Origin of the sequence: Arthrobacter globiformis, from assembly GCF_003261175.1 — a bacterium.
Taxonomy (GTDB): domain Bacteria; phylum Actinomycetota; class Actinomycetes; order Actinomycetales; family Micrococcaceae; genus Arthrobacter; species Arthrobacter globiformis_A.
On record NZ_QLNP01000062.1, the window covers coordinates 1 to 25,916 of the forward strand.

A 25,916-nucleotide genomic window follows, 5' to 3' on the forward strand; every position below is an offset into this window, starting at 1 on the left:
CAATTTAATAAAAAATCGGTATCAACAAACTTGGCACACTATTGAGTTCTCAAACAACAGACACACCCGGCACCACCCAAACCAACGTTCAGGATCGCTCCGGAGCAACTTTTCAAACTTACCCGCCCTGCCGAAGCTTTGCAAATCGGCGTTTCCGCGATTTTCGCTTGCAGGGAGGTCCCCGCCCGTCCGCGGCACACTGTTGAGTGCGCCATTTTTCAGGCTGTTAGAAAGGGGGTCGGTCGCTATTTTTCCGCTTCATCGGCGGCGACTCGAAAGACTTTACACGGCCGCCGGGGCACGTGCAAATCGACGCCAGGACGGCACGCATCAGGCGCTGGGACGCACGCATACAAGCACAGAGCCGCAGCGCGCCGGCGCTTTCAGGGACTCGGACGGAGCGCCGGGGACGCCGTACCCGCCAGTAGGAGTTTCCCTGGAGATTGGTCTGCGCGTTACTCGCTCAACTAGACAGAACAGTCTGTCTCGCATAGGTTTCAGATAGATCGCTGGCCCCATGGGCGGAGATCCGTTTATCGCTGAAGCAGAAACGGCGGATCAATGTGCATGTCCTAGAGGAGCCAAAAATGGATGCCACCCAGTTTGACCAATTTATCGCCGAGGCACTCACCACTGAGCGGGAAACGGACACAGTCTTCGGGCCCGACGAACTCTATGGCCTCTACACCAGCTGGTGCCTCATCCACCAGTTGCAGCCGGCCGCCCCCGACTCCCTGTTCACAGCGCTTAGGGAGCGCGGCATCGATCCGGAGAACTGCGAATTGGCCATGACTGGTCCCGCAGCCGCGGACTACATACTGGCAAGCGCCCCCAGCCTCATTTAGGCCGGACCACAGAAAGAGCCGATGCAAATCGGCTCTTTCTGTGTATCCAAAAACTATGTATCCGGCGCACACTGCTGTCGCAGCGCTTCAACGCACGAATATCGCCGGCCCCGGGGCCAGGCGGGAAATCAAGGTACCTCATGGCCGTACAACCCGGCATTGCAGAAGGCGCAGTCATCGGCGAAAGGTACCGGGTGGTGGAACAGATCGGTTCCGGAGCCATGGCCAATGTGTACCGGGCCGTCGACCTGTCCCTTGAGCGCGAAGTAGCGCTCAAGGTCATCAACAAAAGCAACACCGCCCATGAAACAGCACGTGACGAGGACGCCGAAGTCAAAGTCCTGGCGACCCTGAACCACCACAGCCTCATCACGCTCCTTGACGCCGGCGTGGACAGGGAAGAGCCCGGCCGCACCCGCATCTACCTGGTCATGGAACTGGTGGAAGGCCCGGATCTCAAGCGCCGCCTGGCCGAAGGACCGCTCTCTGCCCGGCACACGGCTGAAATTGGCTACGACGTGGCAGACGCCCTCGCGTACATCCATGAAAGCGGCGTGGTCCACCGGGACGTCAAGCCCGGCAACATCCTGGTCTTCGACTACCAGCACGACACCGCCCGCATGCACGCCAAGCTGACGGATTTTGGCATCGCGCTGATGGCTGACGCGCCGGACCTGAACGACGGCGGATTCCTCGGCACCGCTGGTTACCTCAGCCCGGAGCAGGCGAAGGCCGAGCCCGTTGGCCCACCCAGCGATGTTTACTCCCTGGGCCTGGTGCTGCTCGAGAGCCTGACAGGGCAGCAGGCGTTTCCCGGCGACCCGTTGCAGAGCGCCCTTGCCCGCCTGATTGACGACCCCCATATCCCGGAGGACATGGAGCCTGAGTGGCGGCTCCTCCTGGCGGCCATGACGGCACGTAATCCGGAGGACAGGCCGTCCACCACCGAGGTGAGCCAAGCCCTGTATGAGCTTTCTTTGAGCAGCCGCGGAAAGCACAAGGTGGACGCCACCGTCGTCCCCGCCGACGAGGAAGCCAGGATGCAGGCCGTGCACAGCTACGGTATCCTCGACACTCCCCCGGACGGCGCCTTCGACACAGTCACCGCGCTGGCTGCCAGGCTGTTCTCGGTGCCGGTGGCCATCGTGTCGATCGTGGATCAAGACCGGATCTGGTTCAAGTCCCACCACGGCCTGGACGTGGAGCAGATCAGCAGGGATCCGGGCCTGTGCGCGTCGGCGATCCTGCAGGACGATCTGTGGGTGGTGGAGAATGCACCGGAGGACCCCCGGACGCTGCTCAATCCGCTGGTCGCTGGGGAGTTCGGCCTGAAGTTCTACGCCGGCGCTCCCCTCAGGACCCGGAACGGCTACAACTTGGGCACCCTCTGCATCCTGGACTTCGAACCCCGCGCCATGACCGAGGAGGACCGTGCAAACCTGCGGGACCTGGCCGCGGTGGTCATGACCGACCTAGAGCTGCGGCTTGAGGCGGCCGCAGGGCTGCCCGCACAGCTGGATACCGGCGCCGTCCATTAGGGGCACCAACAGCGCCGCCCGGGCGGCCTATGTGAGGACATGCGCCTTGTCGATGGCGGTCCCAAGCTTTCCCTAAGCTCCAGCCACAACCATGGGGGCAGTCTGAAAGCGCAATTGGGGGCGACCATGGACTTGCACTTCAGCTTAACCTCCGTCCCCAGCAACCTGGGAGGTCGGGCGTGGCTATTCTTGACATTCACATCAATGACGGATTCGTTCCCATGGTGGACGGGTCGCTGGTCTACCACCGAGGCTTCGGGGATCGCCGCACCGCACTGAACGAGCCGAACCCGGCGTTGGCAATAAGCCCGAGAGTCATCACCGCGAACGGAAGGGTGGTGGTCAGCCGGACTTATCCGCTGGGCGCTCCGGTGCCGCCGCATGGGAGGCCCTCGCCGCTCCGGCCGGACCCGGCATTCCCCCGGCAGTTCCTTGCCCGGCAGGGCTACTGGGCCAGCTTCTTTCCGCCCCGGACGTTGATAGCGGAGAGCGGCAGCACCATCGAGATCATGCTGCACAACAACCTCGCACAGCCACATGAGATGCGGTTCCACCGTGCCGGGGCCGGCGGGGCCGACGTCGGATCCGGACCGGTCGCGCCGGGGAAATCGAAGCTGCTGCGGTTTCCGGCGCCTTTGCCCGGGACCTACCTGTACACCGATCCGGGCAACCAGCCTGTGGAACGGACCCTCGGCCTGTACGGAGCCCTGGTGGTGATCGATCCCCGCAACGCGTGGCGGCTTGCCCCGGGCAAGGCGGAGTTCGAACGCCAGTGGCTGTGGCTGTGCCACGACGTCGACTCCAACTGGGCCCGGATCGCCTCGAAGGGGCAGAGGGTCGACCCAGTTGCCACCCCGGCGGTGCCCGACTACTTCACCATCAACGGCTACTCAGGATTCCAGTCGCTGGCACTCACCACCGACACGGAATTCAACAGCAGGCGGAAAGAGGACACCCTGCCCTCCGGCCACCCCCGGGAGACAGACGTGCGCAACTTCAGCGCCAACCCATCGGCCGGGGCCATCCGCACCGGCCACCTCATGCGGATGCTCAACGCCGGCATCGCGGACCACCAGCTGCACTACCACGGCAACCATGTATGGACCGTCCGCGCCAACGGCATCGACTTCCCCCGGTCCAACGGGCGGGTGTCGCCCCAGGGCGACGTGGTTCTCCAGCAGTGGGAGGACACCATCCAGCTGCAGCCACTTGAACGGAAGGAGGCAATGCTTCCGGTCCGGAGGCCGCCGGAGGTGATCGACCAGGTATGGAACGCGCGAACGGAGGACTGGACGTACCCCATGCACTGCCACGCAGAACCGTCACAGACGGCACGCGGCGGACTGTACCCCGGCGGCCTCCTGGCCGACTGGGTGCTTGCGGCTCAGCCTGTGCCGGATCAGGGGACGCCCCCGACCGCTGCCGGTTCGCACCACACGTTCCGGAGCCAGGTGGACTTCGCTTCGGACCAGCCCCACGAAGGCAGCCCGGAGACGGAATTTCCGCTGAGGCCTGGCGTCTCCCTGGAGCTGGACTTCTTCAACAGAAAGTTCGAGTTCCCTGACGGGTCCGAGCACGAAATGTGGAGCTTTGAAGGCAACGACTTCGGCCGCCAGATCCCCGGAACAACCGTCCGGATGCAGGAGGGCCAGCTGTTCCAGTCCACCATCAAGCCCAGCAAGCGGGTCCACACCGTCCACTGGCACGGCATTGAGCCAGACCCGCGCAACGACGGCGTGGGCCACACCTCATTCGAGGTCACAGGGCACTACACCTACCAGTGGCGGCCGGACGTCGCCGAAGCGGGCAATCCCAACCGCGGCTCGGCGGGCACCTACTTCTACCACTGCCACGTCAACACGCCGCTGCACGTCCAGATGGGCATGTTCGGGGCAATCGTCGTCGACCCAGCGCCCAATCCCGCTAAGCCGGCGCCTGCCGGTACTCGCCGTCATTCATTTGAGGGCCAGCTGTACGACATCGCCACGGAAACCATGATCGCGCCCTACTCAATCGATCCGCGGTGGCACGAACTGAACCATGCCGCGGGGCTCAACGGCGAGGACGCGGGGCTGAACCGCTTCGAGCCGAGGCACTTCTTCCTCCTGGGCGGCAACATCCCCAACCGGCCAAGGGGCGACGACATCGTCTGGGCCATCTCCCAGATGCGCGCCAACGTCGTGCGGAACGGCAAGTACCCGACGCTGGTGCGCATGGTGAACGTCGACTACTTCCCCACCCTGACACGGATCACGGACGCGGCCGGCAGGCCCGCCAAGATCGCCGAACTGGTCGCCCACGACGGCCGGCCCTTCTGGACCACCCCCAGCCCCACAGGCCCGGCCGTACAACCTTCCGTAGCCGGCCAGCCGCTCCTGACCAACATCATCAAGTCCGGCGCCGCCGAGAAGTTCGACTTCCTGCTGCGTCCTCCTGCTGCCGGGAAGTACACCATCAGCATCGATTTCCTGCACTGGATCACATCGGAGGTTCTCGCTACCAGGACTGTCACGGTCACGGCTGCCTGACCGGTCCGTTCGGACCGGCCGTTAAAGCTCGACGGCGGGTGGACGCCAGCGTCGCCGGCCACCCGTCGTCGGGGTCACCAGCTAGCCGCCCACGTGGTGGATGGTGAAGGCGGAGAGGAAGCCCACTGCGGCCACCAGGCCGGTGAGGTTGTGGTGCTCCTCGAAGGCCTCGGGGATCATCGTGTCCGCGAGCATGGCGAGGATTCCGCCCGCGGCGACGGCGGTGATGAAGGCGACCATGCTGTCGGGCGCGGTCTCGAGCGCCGCGTAACCGATCAGCGACGCGAGCCCGCACAGCAGGGCAATGCCGCCCCATACGCCGAAGACGTACTTGGCGCTGCGGCCCGCCTTCTTCATGCCTGCCGTGCTGGACAGCCCTTCTGGGACGTTCGAGATGAAGACGGCGGCGAGCATAGCCGGGCTCACGGTACCTGCCGTGATGAGGCCCAGGCCGAGGACCACCGATTCCGGAATGCCGTCCAGGAGTGCCCCGACGGCGATGGCCGTGCCGCTGCCCGGGTCGTCCTTCTCGGAAGGCTGCTGGTCCTTGGAGCGTTTCCGGTGCTTGGCCCCGGAGCGGGCCAGCAGCGCGTTGGCGCTGACATAGACCACCGCGCCGGCGAGGAAGCCGAGGACCGTGGGCCAGAGTCCCCCGCCCTGCACAGCCTCGTCCACGAGTTCGAACGCCAGCGCGGAGATGAGCACGCCGGCGCCGAATGCCATGATCGAGGAGACAAGCTTGGCGGGGATGTTCCATTTCCAGGACAGTCCCGAGCCGAGGACCAGCGCTCCGCCGGCCAGAGTTCCCCAAAACAGCGCCTGGGCCCACATGGGCATGGATGTCCGCCTTCCCCGGCCGTGAGGCCTCGATGAGCTTCGTTGGCTGTGGAGACGGCCTTGTTCAGGTACGCCCGCCCCGGTCCACGAGCATTCTCGCAGACGCGAAGTGCGAACCCGTGGCGGCAGGCCGGAGAAGGGGCAGGTCAGTTAGCGGCGGTCAGTTGCCGGGCCGGAGCCGGTGCCAGCCGCGGGTGATGCTTGCCCAGATCGCCCACATGGCGGCCGCGGCTGCGGCGAGTGTCAGTGCAGCTGTGACGGCCTGGCCAGCGGCGACGTACCGGATGGTGAGTCCTGTGAGGTAGGCGAGCCCGACGGCGGCCGCCACGCCCAGCGCGAACAGGACCAGCCCCGCTGCGGCGCGGAATGCGCGCTTCGCGGCCCTCGGTTTGCCGGTGGCGCTCGGCTCAATGCGGTCAAAGTCGGGGCACTCAATGTCAGAGCGCTCAAAGTTGAGGCGCTCAAAGTCGGGGAGCTCAGGCTCGGTCCGGCTCAGCTGCAGCAGGTCTGCGCTGCCGGTTTCAGCAGTGCCGCCGTTGTCGGCAATCAGGTGCGGGCCGCCGTCGGGCGTTTCAGTTTCCGGGTCAGAGTCGGTGCGGACGCGCCGGCCACGGCGGCGCTTGCCGATCGCCGTCGTCGGCCCCTCCCAGACCTCGGCCAGAGTGGTGAAGCCGCGGCGGGCAGCGATGGCGAGGACGATCCGGGCGCAGGCCAGTGCGTGTGCCCGCGGCTCGTGACGCTCAACGGGCGGAAGGTCCAGCGCGGCCAGCACGTCGCTGAGGCGGTGCCGCGGCAGGGCCAGGTGATCTTCCGCGAGGTGCAGCGCGCAGTAGAAGTCCTTGGCCGGCAGGTCCAGATTCTGGTGCTCGGTGGTTTTGCGCATCACGGAGGCGGCGTAGGCGGCATCGAAAGCCACGATCGGATCCTCGGAGACGAACTGCAGAATGCCCTCGAGGGACATCTCCCAGTCGGCGGCGTCTTGGACGTCCGGTTCGGCGATGCCGTGGAGCTCCACGTGGACGGGATCAAAGTCATCGATGCCGGGCGGCGGCTTGATGAGCCACGACGCCGTGTCCACGATGTGCCCGTCCCGAACCTTCACCAGGCCGACGGCGCATGCAGAGCCGCGGTGGCTGTTGGCCGTCTCGAAGTCGATGGCCGTAAAACTGATTCCTGACATCCTTGCCTCCCCAGGGCATTGCACGGGAGGCCCCAAGCGCCGTTGCTTGTGACCTCCCGCACATGACTTCGTTATTCTTGCAGAGGGGATGCCGGATTACGTTCCCTGCTGAAAATGTGACGTGCATCATTCGGCCAATGAAAAGACAGTTGACACCTTCACCGGGCGGGAGTACCACGGCCTTGGGCGGTCCAATCCTGGGCCGCCTCAGGTGATTCCGCAAGTATTAGGAGTACATCATGCCTGTCGCCGTCATCCTGGACATTCCCGGAGCAACGCTTGAGCAGTACGACCAAGTCATCGAAAAAATGGGCTTCACAAAGGGCGGGCCAGGCGCCCCGGGCGGCCTGACTCACTGGGTGGCCGCCACGGAAAGTGGCATCCGCGTAGTGGACACCTGGCAGAGCCGGGAGGCCTTCGAGGCGTTCACCCGGGAGAAAACCGAGCCGTTCATGGCTGAGGTGGGCATGAAGGAGAAGCCGGAAATCAGCTTCTTCGAGGTCCACAATTTCCTGACCGCAGGGCCGGAATCCTAGTCGTAATCCATCGCTTCAAAGGAGAAGCATCATGGCCGTTTCACTAGTCCTTCACCGTGTTGCCGACTACGACGCATGGCGCGAGGTCTACGATTCCGTCGCCGACATGCAGAATGACGGCGGAGTCACCCAGCAGTCGGTCCACCGTATGGCTGATGATCCGGACAATGTCCTGGTCATCCACCACTTCGACACTGTGGAGACGGCAAGGGCATTCTTTGCCCGCCCGGACTTGAAGGACGCGATGCAGCGCGCCGGTGTCCAGGGCGAACCGCGGATCGAGTACTTCGAGTAGCGCCGTTCCGGGGTATCAGGAAACCCCGACGGCGGGTGGCCGGCTACGTTAGCCGGCCACCCGCCGTCGTGATGGTTGAGCTTGGGCCCACGCCGGCAGGGCTCCCTGGCCCGAGCTTGCGAGGTTAGGGTGCGGGCAGGACTAGCGCCCCGGGTTCGGATCCACACCCTCGGTGGTCCCCAATCCGCCGTCGTTCTCCTCACCGGCAGCGCCCTGGCCGTCGAACGTCAGAGTTGCCGCCTGCGTGACCGGCTCATCGTCCAGCGGCTGGTCCTTGTGTCGGGCTTCCTGAAGGTGCTGTTCCAGTTTCTCTTCCGCATCCCGCCGGCGCTGGCCAACGGTGCGCATCTGCTGGGTGGTGGGTGCCGCATGCGCGTGCAGGTGCGGCCCATGATCCGGAAAAAACTCGCTCATAGTTGAATCGTCCCACCGGACGGGCCGGGTGACTACCATCTGAACCACCGGGCCGCTGGCGAGAAAATTCCGCCGTTGCTGGCCGCAGGGCCGCCTGCCGTTCTGGACAAATCCCGCTTCCGACGGCGAACGAAAGGACAAGAGGTAGCACTGGCAATCAGCGAAGGCGGAGCGCTGGGCTCATTCGAAACCACGGTGCTCCGGACGGTCGAGGAAACGATGGACGCAATGCGGCAGGCCGGGCAGATCAAGGACCAGCCTTCCGGCACCTCAGGGCAGCCCGAGGTTACCGTCCACTGAACCGGGCGCCGCCGTCGGAGCGGGCCTAGCGCTCCGGGTTCAGGTCCTTGCGGAAGAGCACCGTGCCATTCGCGTTGCGGAGGGTAACGGAAAAGACGTCGTCCGCGCCGAGATCCACGTGGCCGAAGTACTGGCTTTCGCCGCTGCGCGGGGACTCGCCCGCGTAGGCGCCCGCCCGGGAGAACACCACTTCCGGGCCGAAGGTGCCGTCCATGTGGTTGGGGCCGAAACTGCCGGCGTTGATGGGACCGCCGACGAACTCCCAGAAGGGGTCGAAGTCCTGGAAGGCGGCGCGCTCGGGCGAGTAGTGGTGGGCGGCGCAGTAGTGCACGTCCGCGGTGAGCCAGACGACGTTTTTAACCCGGTTGCGCTTGAACGCGGACAGCACCCGCGCGATCTCGAGTTCCTTGCCCAAGGGGGCACCGGCGTCGCGGTTTGAAAGGGATTCCTGCGCGGTGGGGCCGTCCGGGACGATGATGCCGAGCGGCAGGTCCGCGGAAATCACCTTCCACGTTGCCTTGGACTTGCTGACCTCGCGGATGAGCCAGTCGGCCTGCTCCTGGCCAAGGATGTGGGTGAGGTTCGTTTCCTTGCCGTCCGTGTTGGGGTCCTTGAAGGTCCGCATGTCCAGGCAGAAGACGTCCAGCTGCGGGCCGCGGGTGATCTTGCGGTAGATACGCGCCGGTTCGAAGCCGGTGCTCCCGTCACTGAGCTGGGCGATGGGCTGATATTCCTGCCATGCCTGGCGGCCGCGGGCGGCGAGGACGTCCACGCGGCGCTCGGTGTAGCGGGCGTCGGTGAGGATCTGCCCGGGGTACCAGTTGTTGTGGGTCTCGTGGTCGTCCCACTGCGCGATGACCGGGACCTGGGCGTAGAGGGCTCGGATGTTCTTGTCCATCATGTTGTAGCGGTGCCGGCCGCGGTACTCCTCAAGGGTTTCGGCCACCTTGGAGACCTCTTCCGTGACGAGGTTGCGCCAGATCTGTCCGTCGGGCTCGGTGACCTGGGCGGCGATGGGGCCGTCAGCGTAGATGGTGTCGCCTGAGTGGATGAAGAAGTCCGGCCTGGTGGCGAGCATGGCGGCGTACCCGCGCATGCCGCCGATGTCCTCGTTGATGCCCCACCCCTGGCCGGCCGTGTCGCCGGTCCAGACGAAGCTCTGGCCGCGCTTCGTTCCACCGCTGCGGGACCAGGGACTGTTGGCCTTAGAGCCCGGCGGAGTGCTGAATGAGCCGCGGGCGGTCTCGCCCGCGTTGCCGTCCGGGTCCTCGAAGTGCATGGTGAGCGCGAAGCGGGTGCCCGACGGCAGGTCACGTGCGTGGATCTTCGAGGTGAAGTCGGTGGCATCGCTGGCAGTGGTGCCGCGCAGCACGCGGCTGAAGGCGCGGCTCCCGCGGAGCGCGGACCCGTCCGCATCCACGGCCAGCAGGTTTGCCACCAGCCGGCCTACGCCTGACGCGCGGGACCACAGGACGCCCGAGTTGGTGGTGACGTCTCCGGTGGAAATGCCGGACGGCAGGGTCAGGCGGTTGCGAACCAGGGGCACCGCGGCAGGACGGGCGGCGTGCGCCGGGACCACCAGCGAAGGGGCGACGGCGGCGGCACCGGCAGCGGCGATGGCACCTTTGAGGACGTTACGGCGGGAAGGAGCAGTCATGAGGCCCATGCTTGACGGGCCGGGTTACAGGCTAGCGACGGCGGGGTGAACCCCACTGAGAGCGGCGGTGACGGAGTGCCGCAGGACTAAGCCTGCCACCCGCCGTCGTTCGTCAGTGAACAGCAGCTCAGCGGGACGGGACCTCGTCCACGAACGCCACCGGCGCTACGGCTTGCTGGTAGAGCTTGAGGGCGTCGGCCACGGCCAGGTTGCCGAAGGTCAGGGACAGCTGTAGCCCGTCGAGCTGGGCGTTGGCGCTCTCGGCCGCACTGACCTTCTCGCCCAGAGCCCGGGAGTTCGCGAAGTTCGTGGCCAGCGCGGCGGCGACCGAGAGAATCACTGCCGCCAGACAGAGGAACCGCCAAACAACGGAGTCGTCGCCCAGGGAAAAGATCCCCTGGATCGACTCGGTAAATCCCGTTCCACCCACTGCGGGGCCGGCCGTGAGCATGGCTGCCAGGGCGCTGCCCACGATGCTGATGTTGGAGAGCCTGTTCCGTCGCGGCCGTTCCCGTCCGAGGTAGGAGCGGATGGCCTGCTGCTTCTGGTCTATGCGGTTGGACAGCCGTTGACGCGTATCCGCGGATTCGTCCATGGTCTGGCTACAGCCTTTCTCCCCCCGTCGACGTTTTGGATCAGGATCCCACCGCAGTCACATCGGGTCCAGACTCGGCGGCTCCGGCCCACGCCGGGGACGCCGAACAGCCAAGCTTCAACCAGAGTTGCGCCGCAGTCTCAGAAAGGCCGCGGCCATAGAAGGGATGGATCGGGAGAACGGGCGGTTTATTCGACGACCGCGACTGCTGCGTGGCTGCCGCCGGTGCCCGTCAGCGTGAAGGTACCTCGTCCACGAATGAGACGTGGGAGGCGTATTGCTTGTACAGCATCGCTGCCTCGTCGATGGCGATGTGGCCGAACCCCAGAGACAGCTGCAGCCCTTCCAACTGCGCGATTGCCGTCTCCGCTGCGGTGACTTTTTCGGCCATGGCCTGGGAATTGGCGACATTTGTGGCGAGCCCCGCCCCGACGGACAGAATCACCGCTCCCAGGCAAAGGACCCGCCACACCACGGACGCGTCGTCCAGGGAAAACATACCTTGGACCGAGGCCGTAAAGCCTGTGCCCCCGAAGGCTGGACCGGCTGTGAGCACGGCCGCCAGCACACTCCCGACCACGCTGAATTCCGTCAGCTTGTGCCGGCGCGGCCGCAGCCGTTCCAGGTAGGAGTGGAGTGCGGACTGTTTCTCTTCGATGCGGTCGGACAGCCGTTGGCGCGTCTCCGGCGAGTCGTCCATGGCGGTATCAACCTCCCTCTCCGACGGTACTTGCAGTCAGGATCCCACCGGCCGGGGTGCCGGTCCAGAGTCGAGATGTTGAGGCAGCTCTGCTCCGCCCAAACCAGGCGCCGGACCAAGCGAGACAGGTCTGTCTCCCTGTCGGGCGCAGGCAGGCTTGTGTAGCTTAATCCCACGGGACTGCAATGGGGCAGACCGCGAGGCTGGGGCACGGGATGAGAGGCGACGACTATGGCAAAGACGACCGGAGCGGCACCAAAGCTGGCCAGGGCATTGGCCGTCGTCCTCGGCACCGGGGCGTTAGGCACGGGAGAATCGGACGCCGACCAGATACCGGTCCGGCTACGGGCCTGGGATGGCTCGGAAGCCGGTCCCCCTGATGCGCCCCTGATTGAGTTCACGTCCCGCCGGGCGCTGCGGCGGATCCTCTGGTCTCCGGGGCAACTCGGGCTGAGCCGGGCGTACGTCGCCGGCGAAATCACGGCACACGGCGACATCTTCGAGGCGTTCGCGGCGCTGAGTTCCGCCGGCAAGTTCGCCGAACCAGGCCCGTTCAGGCCGCCGGCGCCGCGGGAACTCTGGACGCTGCTGAAAACCGGCATCCGGCTCGGGGCGCTGGGCCCCAACCCCGCTCCCCCGCCGGAGGAAGCGAAGGTGGAAAAGCACGGCCGCAGGCACTCGAAGACGCGGGATGCCGCCGCGATCTCACACCACTACGACGTCGGCAACGACTTCTACCGGCTGGTCCTGGGCCCGTCAATGGTGTATTCCTGCGCCGTCTGGTCCGATGAAAGCAAGAGCCTGGAAGAAGCCCAGGAGGAGAAGCTCGATCTGGTCTGCCGCAAGCTGAGCCTGCAGCCGGGCCAGCGCCTGCTGGACGTCGGCTGCGGCTGGGGCAGCTTCGCCCTGCACGCCGCCGAGCGGTACGGCGTCACCGTTGTTGGAATCACCATCTCCACCGAACAGGCCGAGCTGGTCCGCAAACGGGTCGCCGAAGCCGGGCTTACGGATCGAGTGGAGATCCGCGTCCAGGACTACCGCGACATCGACGACGGCCCGTACGACGCGATCAGCTCCATCGGCATGTCCGAGCACGTCGGCCGCGAGCAACTGGATCGCTACGTCTCGCAACTCCATAGCCTGCTCCGCCCGGGCGGCCGCATGCTCAACCACGCCATCTCCTGGAACGCCGGGCCCACGGAAGACGATCCCGATTCCTTCATCCCCCGCTACGTCTTCCCCGACGGCCAGATGCTCAGCCTCTCGGAGGTGATGACGGCGCTGGAGGGCGGCGGCTTCGAAGTGCTCGATGTCGAGGCCCTCCGCCGGCACTACGCCCTGACGCTGCGCGCATGGGTCAAAAACCTGGAGGAGAACTGGGACGAGGCCGTGCGGCTCACAACGGACGGCCGCGCCCGCATCTGGCGGCTATACATGGCGGCCAGCGCGCTCGGCTTCGAAGACGGCCTGACCGGTGTGAACCAGGTGCTGGTGCAGAAGCGGGGCGGCCAGGAACCGCCCCTGCGGCTGAGGGAATGGACTGCTGGTTAAGCCTGCCGAAACCAAGAAACCCACATAAGGAGCAAGGACAATGGCTAACATTCTGATGGTCGTCTCGGCGGCCGATTCGCTGACCATGAAGGATGGCAGCCAGCACCCCACCGGATTCTGGGCCGAGGAGCTGGTGGTGGCACACCGGACCCTGCAGCAAGCCGGACACAACGTGGACTTCGCCACCCCCGGCGGCGTCAAGCCCACCGTGGACAAGCTCAGCCTGCAGGCGGACACGGTGGGCAGCGAGGAGCGGGCGGAGGACTTCCGCACCTATCTGGAGATGATCGACGTCGACCTCTTCGCACCGCTGGTGCTGGCCGACGTCGACATGTCCGGGTACGACGCCGTCGTGCTGCCGGGCGGCCACGGCCCCATGGCGGACCTCTTCCAGGACAAGGATCTCGGCCGGATCCTCGTGGAGGCCGACGGCGTCGGCAAGATCATCGCCCCCTTCTGCCACGGGCCGGCGGGCCTGCTCAGCGCCACGGCCGACGACGGCGCTTTCGCCTTCGCGGGCCGCAAAGTCACGGTGTTCGCCAACTCGGAGGAACTGGGCGGCGGCACCGGTGAAAACACGCCGTGGTTCGTGGAGACGGCGCTGCGGGAGAAGGGCGCCAACGTGGAGACCGGCCCGGACTGGGCAAGCCACGTGGTGCGCGAGGGCAACCTGATCAGCGGCCAGAACCCGCAGTCCAGCGAGGACGTGGCCAAGGAGGTCATCAAGGCCCTCGCGGAGTAGGGTTTCAGCCGGCTGCAGTTCCCATGCCGGGCTGGACGCGCACGAAGTCGACTTTGTTTCCGGGGTTGGTCCGGCTCTTCTGGTGACGCGAGAAGCCCTTCGCGTCCAGGTGGTTTTGTGCGCGGAACTCGGCCAGGGCAACGTCGTATGCCTGGTTGAGCCGCTTACCGGAGACCTCCTCCACTGTGCCGTCGGAAAACGTGACGGAGACGCGGATGCTCTCCGGGAAGTGCCGGTTCATCCGGATGAAGCCTTCGGCATCCTGCTGCAGAGTGATCAAGGTGGTCCGCCTTCTTGTCGAGGAGTTCCAGTCTCCCGCACTCTGATACATAAGTACGACGGCGGGAGGCCGGCAGATCTGCCGGCCTCCCGCCGTCGTACTTGAGAAAGTGAAGCTAACCCGCCAGCCCGGCCACGGCGAAGATGGCGGCGGAGATGCCGAAGCCCATCACGCCGATCAGGGTTTCCATGACGGTCCAGGTCTTCAGCGTGGTCTTGACGTCCATGCCGAAGAAGCGTCCCACCATCCAGAAGCCGGCGTCGTTCACGTGCGAGGCGACGACGGAACCGGCAGCACAGGCAATGACCAGGGCGGCCACCTGCATGCCGTTCATTCCGGCGGCCGCGACGCCCGGCGCGATGAGGCCGGCGGTGGTGGTGAGGGCCACGGTGGCGGAGCCCTGGGCGATGCGCAGGATGGACGAGATCAGGAAGCCGGCCAGGATGAGGGGGATGCCCATGTTGCCCAGGACGTCGGCCAGGGCGTCGCCGATGCCCGAGGTGCGCAGCACGCCGCCGAACATGCCGCCGGCGCCGGTGATGAGGATGACCGAACAGACCGGGCCCAGCGAGGTTTCGAGCAGGTTCTCGATGACGCCGTTGTGGATTCCGCGGCGGGAACCGAGGACGAACATCGCCACGAAGACCGTGATGAGCAGCGCCACCGGGGTCTCGCCCAGAGTGCGCAGGATCTGGAACCACTGTTCGGTCTTGACGGATGCGGGCAGCACGCCGGAGGAGGCCAGGGTGTTCAGGCCGGTGTTAATGAAGATGAAGAGCAGGGGCAGGAGCAGCAGGCCCATGATGGTGCGGAAGCGCGGCGGGTGGGATTCGGCGTCGGCGGTGGCGTGGCCGAGGAGTTCCGGAACCGGGAGGTGCAGTTTCTTGCCGGTCCACAGGCCGTACAGGTAGGCGGTGAGGTACCAGGTGGGGATCGCAGTGATGAGGCCGGCGATGGTCACCAGACCGATGTTCGCTTCAAAGAAGGCCGACGCCGAGACCGGGCCCGGGTGCGGCGGCAGGTAGATGTGCATCACGGAGAACGCGCCGGCCGCGGGGAGGCCGTAGCGCAGCACTCCCCCGCCCAGCCGGTGGGCCACGGCGAAGACCACCGGAAGCATGACCACCAGGCCGGCGTCGAAGAAGATGGGGAAGCCGAAGATCAGGGAGGCCAGGCCCAGCGCGAACGGGGCGCGCTTCTCACCGAAGATGCCGATCATGTAGTCGGCCAGCACCTTCGCGCCGCCGCTGGTTTCCACGATGCGGCCGAGCATGGCGCCCAGGCCGACGAGCAGGGCCACGGTTCCGAGGGTCGTCCCGAAGCCGTTGATCAGCACCGGGACCACCTGGTTGGCGGGGATTCCGGTGGCGAAGGCCGTGGCGAGGCTGACCAGGATCAGTGCCAGCAGCGCGTGCATGCGCAGCCTGATGATCAGGAACAGCAGGACGCCGATCGCGACGGCCGCGATGAGCAGCAGCGGTCCTGCGCCCAGCGTTTGTGTCCATCCTTCGATGGTCATGGTTCTCCTTTGAAGCAGATTTCTTGGGGGGTGGGTGCCGCGCCTATGGGCGGCAACCGGTGGTGCAGTTACGTGGCGCCGTGCGCCTGGTCGGAGGGGAGCTCCTGGTTTGCCGGGAGCTCCTGGCTGGAGGAGAGCCCGTTCGCCGGGAGCCGCAGCGCGGCCAGGATGGCGGCGATGAGTTCCTCCGGCGAGCGGGTGATGTCGAGGCGGAGGCTTCCGGCCCCGAGCTCATCAGCGGTCAGCGGTTCCAGGGTGGCCAACTGGCTGGGCAGGAGCGTGGGCGGCATGAAGTGGCCCTCGCGTCCCTGCATCCGCTGGCTGAGCAGTTCGGCGTCGCCGTGCAGGTGGATGAAGAGCACGCGGCCTTCGGCTTCGGCCAACAGCTTGCGGTAGCTCTGCTTGAGCGCAGAGCAGGTGAGCACCGTGCTTTGGCCGGCGCGCGCCTGCCCCGTCATCCAGTTCTGGATCTGCTGCAGCCAAGGCCAGCGGTCCTCGTCCTGCAGCGGAATTCCCTGGCTCATCTTGTCGATGTTGGACTGCGGGTGGAACTCGTCCGCCTCCGCGCTTGCCCAGCCGAGGTGCTTGGACAGGGCCGCGGCGATCGTGGACTTGCCCGAACCGGCAACGCCCATCACCACCAGATGCGTGGCTGGATACTGCATGTTTACCTCCGAAGAAGACGTCTTTGGCTTGTGGAAGAAGCTCAATCTGCAGCCCGACTCGAACTGCGCTGGACATAAGGTATCACCAATTGGACCGAAAGATACTATCTTTGCGTGTCACAGGTCATACCTTTGCCGTCTTCTTCCGGTACTCTGGAGGAGCGCCTCAGCGCAGAGGAAAGGCAGGACCATGTCGACGGCGACAGAAGACCGCGCGGATAACGCGTACGACGGCGGGTTGTCACCCGCCATGCACGAACGCGTCCTTGACGCCGTCGGCGTGGCTATCGCGTCCGGCGCCCTGGCGCCGGGAAGCCGCCTGACCCTTGAAGGCCTGCAGCAGGAATACGGCGTGTCCCGGACGGTGGCTCGGGACACCATGAAGGTCCTTGAGTCGATGAACCTGGTCTACTCACGCCGGCGGGTGGGCATCGTGGTGCAGAGTTCGGAGCTGTGGAACGTCTACGACCCCAAACTGGTGCGGTGGCGCCTCGCATCCGATCGCCGGGCGCAACAGTACGCCAGCCTCACTGAGCTGCGCATCGCCGTCGAACCCATTGCGGCGGCGGGTGCCGCGCGCCGGGCCAGCGCCGCGGAACGCAGCCAGCTGGTGGCGCTGGCAGCGGACCTGCGGCGGCTGGGCGAAGCAGGAGAACTGGAGGGCTTCCTGGAGGCGGACATCGCCTACCACCGCCTGCTGCTGAAGAGCTGCGGCAACGAGATGTTCTCATCCCTCGAAGGGATGGTGGCCGAAGTGCTCACCAGCCGCACCCACCAGGGGCTCATGCCGTTCAAGCCGCGGCCCGAGGCGCTCGACGCGCATGAGGAAGCAGCTGCCGCGGTTGCTGCCGGGGACGCCACGGCAGCGGAGCGAGCCGTGCACCACATCCTCGACGAGGTGCGCGAAGCGATGGGGCTGCACTAGGCCTGCTGAATTATTTTCTCTGGCGCCCCGCTCAGGGCGAGGAGCATAATCTTAACGCCGCTCGAATCTTCCATGTGCAGTGCACGCGAGCGGATAATTCACCGGCTGGCCCATCGGGCTGCCGACATTTGGGGAAGGTGGGCCTGCTCGGTCCGCTGCTTCCTGCCCTTACCGAAATGGAACACCGGTCTCAGAGGGTTGAGAAGAGAAATGTTGTATCGCAGCAAAACAGGATTGATCTCCATGGCCGCGGCTGCTGGATTGGCCGCGGGACTTGCGCCCGGCGCCGCCTACGGGAGCTCCGCAAATGATGACGACGACCATGACTCGAAGCTGACCTCGCAGCAGCGCAAGCTGGTCAGGACACTGAAGGATGTCACCGAGGACTACCGTTCGCTGGAAGAAGCGATGGAGGACGGTTACAAGAAGGCGTCCGAATGCGTGGACAAGCCGGGTGTTGGAGCGATGGGATTCCATTACGCCAAGAACTCACTGATCGATGGCAAGACCGATGCCCGCAAGCCCGAAGTGCTGGTGTACACGCCCAACAAGGACGGCCGGTACAAGCTGGTGGCCGTCGAGTTCCTCTCCACAGCCAAGACGAGGCCTGGGATCGCAGGCCTGAAATTCGAGAATGGCCCGTTCCCCGGGACTTTCGCCCTGCACGCCTGGGTTTGGCGGGACAATCCCGACGGCATGTTCGCGGCCTACAACCCGGACCTCAAGTGCCCGAAGAAGTAGCCCAAGACTGGCGGGAGGCCGGCAGTTTGCCGGCCTCCCGCCGTCGTACTTTCGCTCTACCAGAGCCGGGCGCTGGAGTAGGGCATGCTGGGCAGGTCTCCCGCGCTCCACGACTCATGGGAACGGACCCGCGGATGGTGTCCCCGGCCGTCCGTGAGGACGGAGCGGACGGTGGCGGTGACAACCCAAAGTCCGGTGAGAAGCAGGATAACGAGCAGTGCCATGGTGTTTGTGCCTCGAGTGGTTGTGTGCGGATGGGGTGAGTTCAGTGTCCGCGGCCCGCGTGTGAGCAAGCGTGTGAACGCCCGCTGACTCCGCGGAAGGCCGGGGCTAAAATGGCGCGTATGGCCGATAGCACCATTCGGCTCCTCGGTCCGCCGGCGATCGAGTCCACTGGCCCCTCTCCCCCGCAGCCCAGGGGCCGCAAGGCCTGGGCTGTGCTGGCCTACCTTGCGCTCCAGCCGGACGGAGCCGGACGGTCGCGGCTAGCCATGCTGCTGTTTCCCGACGCCGCCGATCCCCTCGGCGCCCTGCGCTGGAACCTCTCCGAGCTGCGGCGGACGCTCGCAGGTGTAACGCTCGACGGCGATCCGCTGCGGCTGGCGCTGCAGCCCCCGTGGCGTTGCGACGCCGTCGAACTCGTCGGGGCGGGCGCCATCCCCCGCCCCGACCCGCACAGCCTGGATGGCCAGCTGCTGGAGGGCCTGTCCTTTGCCGATTGCCCGGTGTTCGATTCCTGGCTGGCGGACCAGCGCTACCGGCTGGAGAACTGTGCTCAGTCACTGCTCTACGAGTCCTCAGTGTCAGCGCTGGCCTCCGGTGATCCCCGCGAGGCGGCGGAGCTGGCCACGCGTGCGCTGCAGCGGGACCCGTTCCACACCGACTGCAACGCCGTGCTGGTCCGGGCGCTGGTGGCGGTCGGTGAGCACCGGCATGCCCGCGAGCACGTGGCCAAGTGCGCCGACCTTTACCGCGACGAGCTGGCCCTGCCGCTGCCGCCGGAAATCCGCAGCGCACTGTCGGGTGCGGCCCCGGAGGCCGACCCTGGGATTCCCGCCACCGTAACGACGGTCCGGTCCTATCTCGACGCCGGCGGCGCCTCTCTCTCGGCCGGAGCCGTGGACCGGGGGCTGGATCAGCTGCGGCTCGCCGTCGTCCTGGCCCAGCGCACCCCCGACCGGCACCTGCTCGCCGAGTCGCTGGTCACGCTCGCCGGGGCGATGATCCATCAGGCCGGTGGCCGGGGTGCGGAGGTGGCGGATTTCCTGCACCGGGCGCTGTCAGCCGAGGCCCCGGCGGCGGGTGCGCCGTCGGCGGCGGCGCCGTCGGAAAAGTACGACGGCGCGTCCCCCACTGCGGCGGCTGCCTACCGCGAGCTGGGGTACCTGTCCGTCCAGCGCGGCGTTCCGGACCGGGCGGCGGGCTGGCTGGAGCGGGCCGCCGTGGCCGCCGCGGGATTCACTGACGAGCAGGCCCGGGTGCTGGCGATCCAGGGAATGCTGGCGTCGGACACCGCACGTTATGGCGACGCGGTGGAGGCGCTGACCGCGTCCGTCAGGCTGGCCCGGGAAGCGCGGAACCGCCGGCAGCTGGCGTTCAGCAGCGCGCTCCTGGGCCGCGTGTGGCTGCTGCGCGGGGAGCTGGAACCGGCGGCCGAGGCCCTGGACCGCGCACTGGGGTGGATCCTCGCCGAGCACTGGACAGCGTTCGAGCCGTTTGTGGCCGGGGTACGCGGCGAAACCTACCTGGCAGCGGGAGACCTCGAGGCTGCGGCGGAAATGATCGACCGCTCCTGGGTGATGGCAGACCTGGCCGGGGACCACTGCTACATGGCCCTCGCGGCAGGGGCCGAAGCGCGTCTGTTCCTGGCGCACGGCGACCTTGCCGCGGCACAGCACTGGGTGGACCGAGGAATGGAGCCCAAGCCCTGGTACCTCTGGTATTCGGCCCGGCTGCTGGACGTTGCGGCGGAGGTGGCCATCGCGGCAAAGTCTGAACGCGCCGTCGAAGTGGTTGAGCGACTCGGGGCGCTCGCCAGCCGGAGCGGGATGCGCGAGTTCGTGGTGCGGGCGCAGTCCCACCGCGCCGTCCTCGGCGACGAGGCGGCGGCCCAGGCCGTCCCCTGGCTGGCGAAGGAGATCGACAACCCTGCGCTAACCTCATTCCTGGCAGCCCGCGGCCAGCTCTGACGCTCGCCGCTGTTCACCTGCGCCGAAGGTTGGGGCACAGCGTTCCAGCACACCCGGGTTAACAAAAGCAGGGCCCGTCCGAAGACGGGCCCTGCTCGAAACCTAACGGTCCCGGTTATCTAAGAAATTAGATAGCCTGGATGTTTACGGCCTGGGGACCCTTGGGGCCCTGCTCGGTTTCGAAGGAGACCTTCTGGTTCTCTTCGAGGGAGCGGAAGCCGGAGGAGTTGATCGCGGAGTAGTGCGCGAAAACGTCCTGCGAGGAGTCGTCCGGGGAGATGAAGCCGAAGCCCTTTTCAGCGTTAAACCATTTGACGGTACCAGTAGCCATTATTTTTGTCCTTCGTGAAGGTGGAGGAACTGTCCCGACTTTCGGGTCCTCCGGTGTGGGGTGTTCAAAACCGCTACTTCAGAAGAACGCGGACTTTCGACCGCGCGTACTGCCTGAACTACACAATGCAAACACAACAACGAAGTCAACTCTACAGGACATTTACCCGGCCCGACGACAAACTTGCAGCATCAAGCAATTGAGACCCTCATCACGGGAGGAGCAGCTGCGATCTACTCCTGCCCTTTCCTGTCCAGCGCCGGGCTGTACGCCGTGTATCCGGGACGCAGCCGGACGGACCGGTCGCCGAGCACCGCAATGTCCTCCCACATCACAAAAAAGGATCCGCGGTGCCGCCACCGCAGCAGCTGAGGCAGCGGCCACGGCTGCGTGAGGCTGTTCCGCTCGTAGCCCATGAACGACGACCAACTGTGCGGGCTGACCACCAGGCCAAGCAGCCGGGCGTCGGCCATCAGCCGGTGCGGGGCGCCGTCCACCACGAACCGGGCGTCGGCCACGCGCCCAAGCCGCACGCCGTCGTCGTCATGCACCGGAGTACCCAAGAGATCACCGAGGATCACGGCGGCCTCCCGGAATCCGGGCGATAATCTTGTCGCGGATCCAGCGCTCCACCCAGTCGGCGTCCAGTCCCTGGCCGCTGACACCGAGCCGGACCACCACGCCGACGTCGGCAACGTCCGTCCACGGGACCCGGATCAGCCGGGACGACGGCGGCCTGCCGCCAAAGATGCGTGTCCCCAGCACGGGGCCGGTGAGCAGTGCGGTGAGAACCGGGGCCGGTGTTCCTGGCGGGATCACCGTCCCCATAGGAGTCTCAGGTTCGCCCTCGGGGGCGCCGAGTTCGAGGTCGTCGACGGTAGTGACGGGAACGCCGTCGCTGTCCAGGACCTGGCGGTCCAGCAGGTGGAGCTGGGCGTCCAGTGTCTGCCCGGCAACCGGAGGAACCGGGGCCAAGGGACCAGGGCCCAGCGGGCGGGGCGTCTTCATGCGCCGGCTCCTGTCACGATCATCAGCGGGATGGCCGCCAGCGAGGCCACGAGGATCACCACGAGGTAGATCATGGCCACCACATTCACGCCGCGGCCGTTGACGTGCCTTCCCATGTATTGGGGGTCATTGGCCACAATCAGGATGGGCAGGTATGTCAGCGGCAGCGCAACTGCGGAGAACACCACGGAGTATTCGGTGACGAGCACTGGGTCCACGCCCGTGGCCAGCACCCCGAGGCCCACCAGCAGGCATATGATCATGGCCAGATGGAACCGTGCCGCCTGCGCCGGTGCACGGAACTTGCCCCAGGACCAGCCAAAGAACTGCGCCAGTGTGTAGCCGCTGGACAGCGTCGTCTCCAGCGCGGCGCCGAACGTCGCGGCCACAATGCCAAGAAGGACGACGGCGAGCCCCAGTTTCCCGGCACCCTCCGCCACCGGAAGGATCACCTGGGAGAGGGACGTGACGGAGATTCCGGCCGGAAGGAGCACGACGGCGGCGCACCCGGCGATCGCGACGGACAGCAGCCCGCCGAGCGGGAACCCCACCAGGACGTTGATCCGCGACTGGATCAGGTCCTTGATTTTCCACCCTTCCTCCACAGCGCCGGAGGAGAAGAAGAACACCTCGTACGGTGTCATCGCGGCGCCGAACAGGGCGATGGCGAAGTACCAGTAGGTGGCGCCGGTTTCCTCGGCCGGAACGGCGGGGATGGCCTGGCTGGCCAGGTTGCCCCAGTCCGGCTTGAGCAGGAACAGTGCCACGGCGAACACGATCAGGGTCAGGCCAAGGAGCCCGGTGACGTTTTCCATGATGGAGAACTTGACCCGCCAGATCACCAGCCATACCGCCACCGCCGCCAGCGGAATCCAGAGCAGGTAATTGACGCTGCTGGCCAGCTGCAGGGCCAGTGCGATGCCGCCGATTTCCGCTGTGACCGTCATCAGGTTGATGAGGAAGGAGGCGGAGAGGTTCGCCAGTCCGGCCCGCGGCCCCAGCCGTTCGCGGATCACCTCGAAGGTGGCCCGGCCGGAGGCGGCCGCCACCCGACCGGACATGTTGGCGAACACGCAGATCCCCACGACGCCGACCGCCACCACCCAGATGAGGGACAGTCCGAACCGGGATCCGACGACGGCGTTGGTCACCAGGTCGCCGATGTCCACGAAGCCGCCGATGGCCGTCAGGATGCCGAGGGCGACGCCGAGCAGGCGCTTCATTTCCCGCCCACTTTCGACTTCAGCCCGCTCAGGGCGTCCTCTGCCGCAGCGAGCGCCCGGTTCCCGTCCGAAAGGGACGGCCCGCCGTCGTCGGACAACACGGCGTCCCGCGCGGTGGTGAGGCCGGCGGCGGAACTGTCCAGAACCTTCAACGCGTCCTCCCGCACCTGACGGTCCTTCGGGGAGGCAGGTGAGAGCCGCAGGACGGTGTCGCGGCTGGTCTGCAGTTCCTTGAGGGCGTCCTCGAGAGCGGTGGAAGTGGCGGCGCGGGTGAGCTTGCCGTCCGCGTCCTGTCGGATGGCGAGCCTGGCTGTGGCAATGGCAGAGGCGCTGTCCTCGGCGGCGGTGGACACGGTGTCCGTGAGGGTGCCTGAGCAGGAGGTGAGGACGGCGAGCGCCCCGAGACAGGCAATGCCGAGGAGTGCCCGGCGGCCCGTCCGCGCTCCGGCTGGCCTGGTCAGCACCTTTCCTCCAGCCTCCGGGCAGGCCCGGATCGTCCGAATCGCCGCACTGCAGACAGCCTCACATTTAGTTGCCTTGAGCTAGGTATAGCACTGCGGGCCGGCAAACAGCAGAGCGCCGAGTGGTGAAATTGGCGGGGCTGCCTGGCCTTTGGGCCGGCTCGTGGCGGTGGCCGGGGCCGGCGGCCGGGCGTATGATCCGGGGCATGGGATGGCACACCGCCATTCCCACATCATCTGCCCGAGCCCTGCTACCCGGAGGCGCACCGATGGAAATGCCCAAAGCGACCGAGGCTGACAAGGAGCACTTCCGGGCCGTGGTGCCTGACCGTCCGGAAGTGGTCATCAAGCCGATGTTCGGGAACCTCGGGGCGTTCGTCAACGGCAACATGTTCGCCGGGCTGTTCGGGCCGACCATCGGCATCAAGCTCTCCGACGAGGACCGGGAGGCGCTCGAGTCCGGGGAGCGCACAGTTCCCTTCGGTCCCGCCGAGCGCCCCATGGGCGGGTACACAGGCCTGCCGGAGATCTGGAACGAAGAGGGCGAGGGCGACGACGCCCGGGCCAGGGCCTGGACGGAGAAGGCGTTCACGTACGTCGCCAGCCTGCCGCCCAAGGCCGCGAAGGAGCCCAAGCCCAGGACCCCCAAGAAGTAGCGATGTCCCCGTCATCGGCCGCCGCGCAGGAAATCGACGCTCTGGTCATCGGCGCGGGGGCGTTAGTAACTGCAACGCGGGGTCACTAAGCGCCCAATTTGGAGCCTTCATTGGGCGCTATGTGACCCCGCGTCGGTTTATTGGTGACAGACTCCGTCAGGGATCAGCTGCCGAGGAGCCGGCGTTCGTGGGCGAAGGCGATCAGCTGCAGACGGGTCCGCAGTTCCAGCTTGTCAAGCACGCTGCGGAGGTGCGTCTTGATAGTGGCTTCGGAGACGAACAGGCCCTCGGCCATTTCGCCATTTGTGAGTCCCTTCGCGGCGAGGAGAAACACGTCCCGCTCCCGGACGGAGAGGACATCGAGGACCGAGAGGTCCGGCCCTGCAATAGGCGTCCGTCTCGCTGCGTGTTCGAAAAGGGAATGGACTGAGCCGGGTGCGATGACGGAGTACCCGGAGTGGACGGTCCGTATGGCGGCCAGCAAAAACTCCGGCTCGGCGCTCTTGAGAAGGTAGCCGCTGGCCCCGGCTTGAACTGCATCCACGACGGCCTGGTCGCGGTTGAAGGTGGTCAGCGCAATGATCCTCGGCTTGTCGGAGTGCTCGGCTTCGGCCAGACTCATGATCCTGCGGGTTGCGCCGACCCCGTCCAGTACAGGCATGCGCAAGTCCATGAGCATCACATCCGGACGGAGTTCGGACGCCAGGCTCACGGCGTGCTCCCCGTCGGCGGCCTCCCCGGAGAACTCCATGTCGTTCTGGCTTTCGACGAGCATGCGGATGCCTGCCCGGAACAACGGCTGGTCATCGACCAGGGCGACTCTGATACGCGCCGCGGCATCAGCCATGGTGGTCGGCTTCCCCGGCCGTGACGGACATCCCCGCGAGAGCGGGCTGTAGAACCAACTGGCCAGCACCGCCTTCGTCCGCAGTATTGGAGTCGCCCGCGGCGTAAGGGATGAACGCTGTCACCCGGAAGTGTTCGCCGTCGGGACCTGCTGTCAGCCAGCCGCCTGCCAGGTGCGCCCGTTCGCGCATCCCGGGAACGCCTCGGCCGAGCCGCTGCGGTGCAGGATCCGCTGCCGGTTGCTTGGACGCCGTTTCCGATGCCACGTGCAAGGTCAGGCCCGGCCCGCTCCAGTCGAAGTGGAGGCGGACAGCCGTTCCGCGCCCGCCGTGCTTGAGGGCGTTGGTCAGGCATTCCTGCACGATGCGGAACACCGCCACCTGCTGCCCGCCTGAAAGCTCAACACGGGTTCCGGATTCGCTGGACTGGATCTTCAGGCTGCCCCGCTGCATGCCCTCGACCAGTGTCTCGATATCACTGAGCCGCGGCTGCGGGGCTGCCATGCCGTCGTCCCGGACCCCTTCGATGACCCGCTGGGCGTCCACCAGCGCAGTCCGGGCCGACCCTGCAATATTTTCCAGTGCGCTGAGAACCGCTTTCGGCTGGTCGCGGCTTAGGTACCGGGTTCCGTCAGCCTGAGCTACAATGACGGCGAGGGAATGGGCCAGGACGTCATGGAGATCGCGGGCGATGCGGGTTCGTTCCTGCTCCACGATCAAGTCGACCTCGGCCGCCCGGAGCGTGGTCTGGGCAAGGTCCCGCGCACGGAACAGACTGCTGCGTTCCTGATAGAAGGCCAGCAGAAGACCGAGGGTAAAGCACGCTGCTGCGATCAGGACGAGGAGGGCGAAGAGTTGCCAACCGTTGTGGCGGAGCATCAACATGTCGCCCCCGTAGGAAATGAACCAGCCCACGCCGGCGCCGTACCTCCACGAAAGCAGGAGGAACGCCATGATGGCTGCGAAGAACACGTTGGCGCCCGCTGCGGCAAGCCGCATCCGGCCCTGGCCCGTCCAGGAAATGAAGGCAAGCGCCACGAAGGAACCAATGTATATCGCCCAGTTGTTGTCGTACATGGGCGGAATGAGATGTGCCAACTGGCCGGCGAGCAGCAAAGCTGTCAACGCCAGTGACGCCACCGGCAGCCAGGCGGCGGCAGCGATTGACAGCGTGATCAGTACCAGCGGCCATGTTCCGTACCAGGTGGCCAGCGCCAGCCCAAGACCGGGTGCCATCCTGCCGGCTTCAGCCACGCACCACAGGGAGAAGAAAATGACGGCCGCCACCGGGGCGCCCCAATGCCGCGCAAACTTCAGAATCGGTTCCATGCCTGCCACCCTATCCACGGCAATCA

The 25,916-nt window shown here is 66.2% G+C and carries 28 protein-coding genes; 11 read left to right on the forward strand and 17 right to left on the reverse strand.

The annotated features are described in order from the left end of the window. Nucleotides 1–587: 587 nt before the first annotated feature. The 3 genes from DBZ45_RS04235 (at nt 588) to DBZ45_RS04245 (ending at nt 4,911) form a co-directional block, all read left to right on the forward strand. Nucleotides 588–845 (forward strand): hypothetical protein, encoded by a 258-nt coding sequence (locus DBZ45_RS04235; protein WP_111902706.1) that lies wholly within the window; start codon nt 588–590, stop codon nt 843–845. Nucleotides 846–985: 140 nt separating this feature from the next. Next, nucleotides 986–2,383 (forward strand): GAF domain-containing serine/threonine-protein kinase, encoded by a 1,398-nt coding sequence (locus DBZ45_RS04240; protein ID WP_111902707.1) that lies wholly within the window; start codon nt 986–988, stop codon nt 2,381–2,383. A 179-nt stretch (nt 2,384–2,562) separates the two neighbouring features. Beyond that, nucleotides 2,563–4,911, forward strand: a complete 2,349-nt coding sequence (locus DBZ45_RS04245; RefSeq protein WP_111902708.1) for a multicopper oxidase domain-containing protein — start codon at nt 2,563–2,565, stop codon at nt 4,909–4,911. An 81-nt stretch (nt 4,912–4,992) separates the two neighbouring features. Here the strand turns inward: DBZ45_RS04245 and DBZ45_RS04250 are convergent, their stop codons facing one another. Both DBZ45_RS04250 and DBZ45_RS04255 read right to left on the reverse strand, forming a co-directional pair. Further along, nucleotides 4,993–5,748, reverse strand: coding sequence for a ZIP family metal transporter (locus tag DBZ45_RS04250; protein WP_111902709.1), 756 nt, complete (start codon nt 5,746–5,748; stop codon nt 4,993–4,995). A 160-nt stretch (nt 5,749–5,908) separates the two neighbouring features. Further along, nucleotides 5,909–6,928: a hypothetical protein gene (locus DBZ45_RS04255; RefSeq protein ID WP_111902710.1), complete on the reverse strand. Its 1,020-nt coding sequence runs from the start codon at nt 6,926–6,928 to the stop codon at nt 5,909–5,911. 239 nt (nt 6,929–7,167) lie between these two features. On the opposite strand from DBZ45_RS04255, the gene DBZ45_RS04260 reads away from it, so the two are divergent. Both DBZ45_RS04260 and DBZ45_RS04265 read left to right on the forward strand, forming a co-directional pair. Beyond that, nucleotides 7,168–7,464, forward strand: a complete 297-nt coding sequence (locus DBZ45_RS04260) for a hypothetical protein (protein WP_111902711.1) — start codon at nt 7,168–7,170, stop codon at nt 7,462–7,464. 31 nt (nt 7,465–7,495) lie between these two features. Then, nucleotides 7,496–7,759: a cyclase gene (locus DBZ45_RS04265; RefSeq protein WP_111902712.1), complete on the forward strand. Its 264-nt coding sequence runs from the start codon at nt 7,496–7,498 to the stop codon at nt 7,757–7,759. Nucleotides 7,760–7,900: 141 nt separating this feature from the next. Here DBZ45_RS04265 and DBZ45_RS04270 read toward each other — a convergent pair whose 3' ends face one another. From DBZ45_RS04270 to DBZ45_RS04290, 4 genes are all read right to left on the reverse strand, one after another. Next, nucleotides 7,901–8,173, reverse strand: coding sequence for a hypothetical protein (locus DBZ45_RS04270; protein ID WP_111902713.1), 273 nt, complete (start codon nt 8,171–8,173; stop codon nt 7,901–7,903). 325 nt (nt 8,174–8,498) lie between these two features. Continuing rightward, the gene (locus DBZ45_RS04280; protein WP_111902714.1) at nt 8,499–10,139 is read right to left on the reverse strand and encodes an alkaline phosphatase D family protein; all 1,641 of its coding nucleotides are present in this window, start codon (nt 10,137–10,139) and stop codon (nt 8,499–8,501) included. 118 nt (nt 10,140–10,257) lie between these two features. Next, complete coding sequence (locus tag DBZ45_RS04285) at nt 10,258–10,725, reverse strand: hypothetical protein (RefSeq protein ID WP_111902715.1); 468 nt, start codon at nt 10,723–10,725, stop codon at nt 10,258–10,260. A gap of 232 nt (nt 10,726–10,957) precedes the next feature. Beyond that, entirely contained in the window at nt 10,958–11,425 is a 468-nt protein-coding gene (locus DBZ45_RS04290) for a hypothetical protein (protein WP_111902716.1), read from the reverse strand. 231 nt (nt 11,426–11,656) lie between these two features. On the opposite strand from DBZ45_RS04290, the gene DBZ45_RS04295 reads away from it, so the two are divergent. After that, nucleotides 11,657–12,976, forward strand: coding sequence for an SAM-dependent methyltransferase (locus tag DBZ45_RS04295; protein WP_111902717.1), 1,320 nt, complete (start codon nt 11,657–11,659; stop codon nt 12,974–12,976). 40 nt (nt 12,977–13,016) lie between these two features. Further along, complete coding sequence (locus DBZ45_RS04300) at nt 13,017–13,718, forward strand: type 1 glutamine amidotransferase domain-containing protein (RefSeq protein ID WP_111902718.1); 702 nt, start codon at nt 13,017–13,019, stop codon at nt 13,716–13,718. A 4-nt stretch (nt 13,719–13,722) separates the two neighbouring features. Here DBZ45_RS04300 and DBZ45_RS04305 read toward each other — a convergent pair whose 3' ends face one another. The 3 genes from DBZ45_RS04305 to DBZ45_RS04315 form a co-directional block, all read right to left on the reverse strand. Next, the gene (locus DBZ45_RS04305; RefSeq protein WP_111902719.1) at nt 13,723–13,998 is read right to left on the reverse strand and encodes a hypothetical protein; all 276 of its coding nucleotides are present in this window, start codon (nt 13,996–13,998) and stop codon (nt 13,723–13,725) included. A gap of 115 nt (nt 13,999–14,113) precedes the next feature. After that, nucleotides 14,114–15,517 carry a GntP family permease gene (locus DBZ45_RS04310; protein ID WP_111902720.1) on the reverse strand — a complete coding sequence of 468 codons (1,404 nt, stop codon included), beginning with the start codon at nt 15,515–15,517 and terminating at the stop codon, nt 14,114–14,116. Nucleotides 15,518–15,585: 68 nt separating this feature from the next. After that, nucleotides 15,586–16,182 carry a gluconokinase gene (locus DBZ45_RS04315; RefSeq protein WP_223256916.1) on the reverse strand — a complete coding sequence of 199 codons (597 nt, stop codon included), beginning with the start codon at nt 16,180–16,182 and terminating at the stop codon, nt 15,586–15,588. A gap of 190 nt (nt 16,183–16,372) precedes the next feature. Here DBZ45_RS04315 and DBZ45_RS04320 point away from each other — a divergent pair, with 190 nt between their 5' ends. Both DBZ45_RS04320 and DBZ45_RS04325 read left to right on the forward strand, forming a co-directional pair. Continuing rightward, nucleotides 16,373–17,107, forward strand: a complete 735-nt coding sequence (locus DBZ45_RS04320; RefSeq protein ID WP_111902721.1) for a FadR/GntR family transcriptional regulator — start codon at nt 16,373–16,375, stop codon at nt 17,105–17,107. A 243-nt stretch (nt 17,108–17,350) separates the two neighbouring features. After that, nucleotides 17,351–17,848 (forward strand): hypothetical protein, encoded by a 498-nt coding sequence (locus DBZ45_RS04325; protein WP_223256917.1) that lies wholly within the window; start codon nt 17,351–17,353, stop codon nt 17,846–17,848. A 56-nt stretch (nt 17,849–17,904) separates the two neighbouring features. Here DBZ45_RS04325 and DBZ45_RS22880 read toward each other — a convergent pair whose 3' ends face one another. After that, nucleotides 17,905–18,072 carry a hypothetical protein gene (locus DBZ45_RS22880; RefSeq protein ID WP_190243006.1) on the reverse strand — a complete coding sequence of 56 codons (168 nt, stop codon included), beginning with the start codon at nt 18,070–18,072 and terminating at the stop codon, nt 17,905–17,907. Nucleotides 18,073–18,192: 120 nt separating this feature from the next. On the opposite strand from DBZ45_RS22880, the gene DBZ45_RS23365 reads away from it, so the two are divergent. Next, nucleotides 18,193–20,037 carry a tetratricopeptide repeat protein gene (locus DBZ45_RS23365; RefSeq protein WP_262982844.1) on the forward strand — a complete coding sequence of 615 codons (1,845 nt, stop codon included), beginning with the start codon at nt 18,193–18,195 and terminating at the stop codon, nt 20,035–20,037. Between the two features lie 127 nt (nt 20,038–20,164). Here the strand turns inward: DBZ45_RS23365 and DBZ45_RS04335 are convergent, their stop codons facing one another. The 5 genes from DBZ45_RS04335 to DBZ45_RS04355 all read right to left on the reverse strand — a co-directional run bounded on the left by DBZ45_RS04335 (nt 20,165) and on the right by DBZ45_RS04355 (nt 23,063). Next, complete coding sequence (locus DBZ45_RS04335) at nt 20,165–20,368, reverse strand: cold-shock protein (protein ID WP_003806113.1); 204 nt, start codon at nt 20,366–20,368, stop codon at nt 20,165–20,167. A 233-nt stretch (nt 20,369–20,601) separates the two neighbouring features. After that, nucleotides 20,602–20,949 carry a PRC-barrel domain-containing protein gene (locus DBZ45_RS04340; RefSeq protein WP_111902724.1) on the reverse strand — a complete coding sequence of 116 codons (348 nt, stop codon included), beginning with the start codon at nt 20,947–20,949 and terminating at the stop codon, nt 20,602–20,604. Continuing rightward, nucleotides 20,936–21,376 carry a hypothetical protein gene (locus DBZ45_RS04345; RefSeq protein WP_111902725.1) on the reverse strand — a complete coding sequence of 147 codons (441 nt, stop codon included), beginning with the start codon at nt 21,374–21,376 and terminating at the stop codon, nt 20,936–20,938. The genes DBZ45_RS04340 and DBZ45_RS04345 overlap by 14 nt, the downstream gene beginning before the upstream one ends. Then, the gene (locus tag DBZ45_RS04350) at nt 21,373–22,599 is read right to left on the reverse strand and encodes an Nramp family divalent metal transporter (RefSeq protein ID WP_111902726.1); all 1,227 of its coding nucleotides are present in this window, start codon (nt 22,597–22,599) and stop codon (nt 21,373–21,375) included. Before DBZ45_RS04350 ends, DBZ45_RS04345 begins: the two co-directional genes overlap by 4 nt. After that, nucleotides 22,596–23,063: a hypothetical protein gene (locus DBZ45_RS04355; RefSeq protein WP_111902727.1), complete on the reverse strand. Its 468-nt coding sequence runs from the start codon at nt 23,061–23,063 to the stop codon at nt 22,596–22,598. Before DBZ45_RS04355 ends, DBZ45_RS04350 begins: the two co-directional genes overlap by 4 nt. A gap of 266 nt (nt 23,064–23,329) precedes the next feature. Between DBZ45_RS04355 and DBZ45_RS04360 the strand changes: the two genes are divergently transcribed. Next, complete coding sequence (locus DBZ45_RS04360; protein WP_111902728.1) at nt 23,330–23,716, forward strand: TfoX/Sxy family protein; 387 nt, start codon at nt 23,330–23,332, stop codon at nt 23,714–23,716. A gap of 163 nt (nt 23,717–23,879) precedes the next feature. Here the strand turns inward: DBZ45_RS04360 and DBZ45_RS04365 are convergent, their stop codons facing one another. Together DBZ45_RS04365 and DBZ45_RS04370 are read right to left on the reverse strand one after the other, a co-directional pair. Beyond that, nucleotides 23,880–24,563, reverse strand: a complete 684-nt coding sequence (locus DBZ45_RS04365; protein ID WP_111902729.1) for a response regulator — start codon at nt 24,561–24,563, stop codon at nt 23,880–23,882. After that, nucleotides 24,556–25,890 carry a sensor histidine kinase gene (locus tag DBZ45_RS04370; protein WP_111902730.1) on the reverse strand — a complete coding sequence of 445 codons (1,335 nt, stop codon included), beginning with the start codon at nt 25,888–25,890 and terminating at the stop codon, nt 24,556–24,558. Before DBZ45_RS04370 ends, DBZ45_RS04365 begins: the two co-directional genes overlap by 8 nt. Between the last annotated feature and the right edge of the window lie 26 nt (nt 25,891–25,916).

Excerpts from the sequence above, each read along its gene's own strand:
- DBZ45_RS04235 (WP_111902706.1), top strand. The coding sequence starts at position 588 with ATGGATGCCACCCAGTTTGACCAATTTATCGCCGAGGCACTCACCACT.
- DBZ45_RS04240 (WP_111902707.1), top strand. The coding sequence starts at position 986 with ATGGCCGTACAACCCGGCATTGCAGAAGGCGCAGTCATCGGCGAAAGG.
- DBZ45_RS04250 (WP_111902709.1), bottom strand. The coding sequence starts at position 5,748 with ATGCCCATGTGGGCCCAGGCGCTGTTTTGGGGAACTCTGGCCGGCGGA.
- DBZ45_RS04255 (WP_111902710.1), bottom strand. The coding sequence starts at position 6,928 with ATGTCAGGAATCAGTTTTACGGCCATCGACTTCGAGACGGCCAACAGC.
- DBZ45_RS04260 (WP_111902711.1), top strand. The coding sequence starts at position 7,168 with ATGCCTGTCGCCGTCATCCTGGACATTCCCGGAGCAACGCTTGAGCAG.
- DBZ45_RS04265 (WP_111902712.1), top strand. The coding sequence starts at position 7,496 with ATGGCCGTTTCACTAGTCCTTCACCGTGTTGCCGACTACGACGCATGG.
- DBZ45_RS04270 (WP_111902713.1), bottom strand. The coding sequence starts at position 8,173 with ATGAGCGAGTTTTTTCCGGATCATGGGCCGCACCTGCACGCGCATGCG.
- DBZ45_RS04280 (WP_111902714.1), bottom strand. The coding sequence starts at position 10,139 with ATGGGCCTCATGACTGCTCCTTCCCGCCGTAACGTCCTCAAAGGTGCC.
- DBZ45_RS04285 (WP_111902715.1), bottom strand. The coding sequence starts at position 10,725 with ATGGACGAATCCGCGGATACGCGTCAACGGCTGTCCAACCGCATAGAC.
- DBZ45_RS04290 (WP_111902716.1), bottom strand. The coding sequence starts at position 11,425 with ATGGACGACTCGCCGGAGACGCGCCAACGGCTGTCCGACCGCATCGAA.
- DBZ45_RS04295 (WP_111902717.1), top strand. The coding sequence starts at position 11,657 with ATGGCAAAGACGACCGGAGCGGCACCAAAGCTGGCCAGGGCATTGGCC.
- DBZ45_RS04300 (WP_111902718.1), top strand. The coding sequence starts at position 13,017 with ATGGCTAACATTCTGATGGTCGTCTCGGCGGCCGATTCGCTGACCATG.
- DBZ45_RS04310 (WP_111902720.1), bottom strand. The coding sequence starts at position 15,517 with ATGACCATCGAAGGATGGACACAAACGCTGGGCGCAGGACCGCTGCTG.
- DBZ45_RS04315 (WP_223256916.1), bottom strand. The coding sequence starts at position 16,182 with ATGCAGTATCCAGCCACGCATCTGGTGGTGATGGGCGTTGCCGGTTCG.
- DBZ45_RS04320 (WP_111902721.1), top strand. The coding sequence starts at position 16,373 with ATGTCGACGGCGACAGAAGACCGCGCGGATAACGCGTACGACGGCGGG.
- DBZ45_RS04325 (WP_223256917.1), top strand. The coding sequence starts at position 17,351 with ATGGCCGCGGCTGCTGGATTGGCCGCGGGACTTGCGCCCGGCGCCGCC.
- DBZ45_RS22880 (WP_190243006.1), bottom strand. The coding sequence starts at position 18,072 with ATGGCACTGCTCGTTATCCTGCTTCTCACCGGACTTTGGGTTGTCACC.
- DBZ45_RS23365 (WP_262982844.1), top strand. The coding sequence starts at position 18,193 with ATGGCCGATAGCACCATTCGGCTCCTCGGTCCGCCGGCGATCGAGTCC.
- DBZ45_RS04335 (WP_003806113.1), bottom strand. The coding sequence starts at position 20,368 with ATGGCTACTGGTACCGTCAAATGGTTTAACGCTGAAAAGGGCTTCGGC.
- DBZ45_RS04345 (WP_111902725.1), bottom strand. The coding sequence starts at position 21,376 with ATGAAGACGCCCCGCCCGCTGGGCCCTGGTCCCTTGGCCCCGGTTCCT.
- DBZ45_RS04350 (WP_111902726.1), bottom strand. The coding sequence starts at position 22,599 with ATGAAGCGCCTGCTCGGCGTCGCCCTCGGCATCCTGACGGCCATCGGC.
- DBZ45_RS04360 (WP_111902728.1), top strand. The coding sequence starts at position 23,330 with ATGGAAATGCCCAAAGCGACCGAGGCTGACAAGGAGCACTTCCGGGCC.
- DBZ45_RS04365 (WP_111902729.1), bottom strand. The coding sequence starts at position 24,563 with ATGGCTGATGCCGCGGCGCGTATCAGAGTCGCCCTGGTCGATGACCAG.
- DBZ45_RS04370 (WP_111902730.1), bottom strand. The coding sequence starts at position 25,890 with ATGGAACCGATTCTGAAGTTTGCGCGGCATTGGGGCGCCCCGGTGGCG.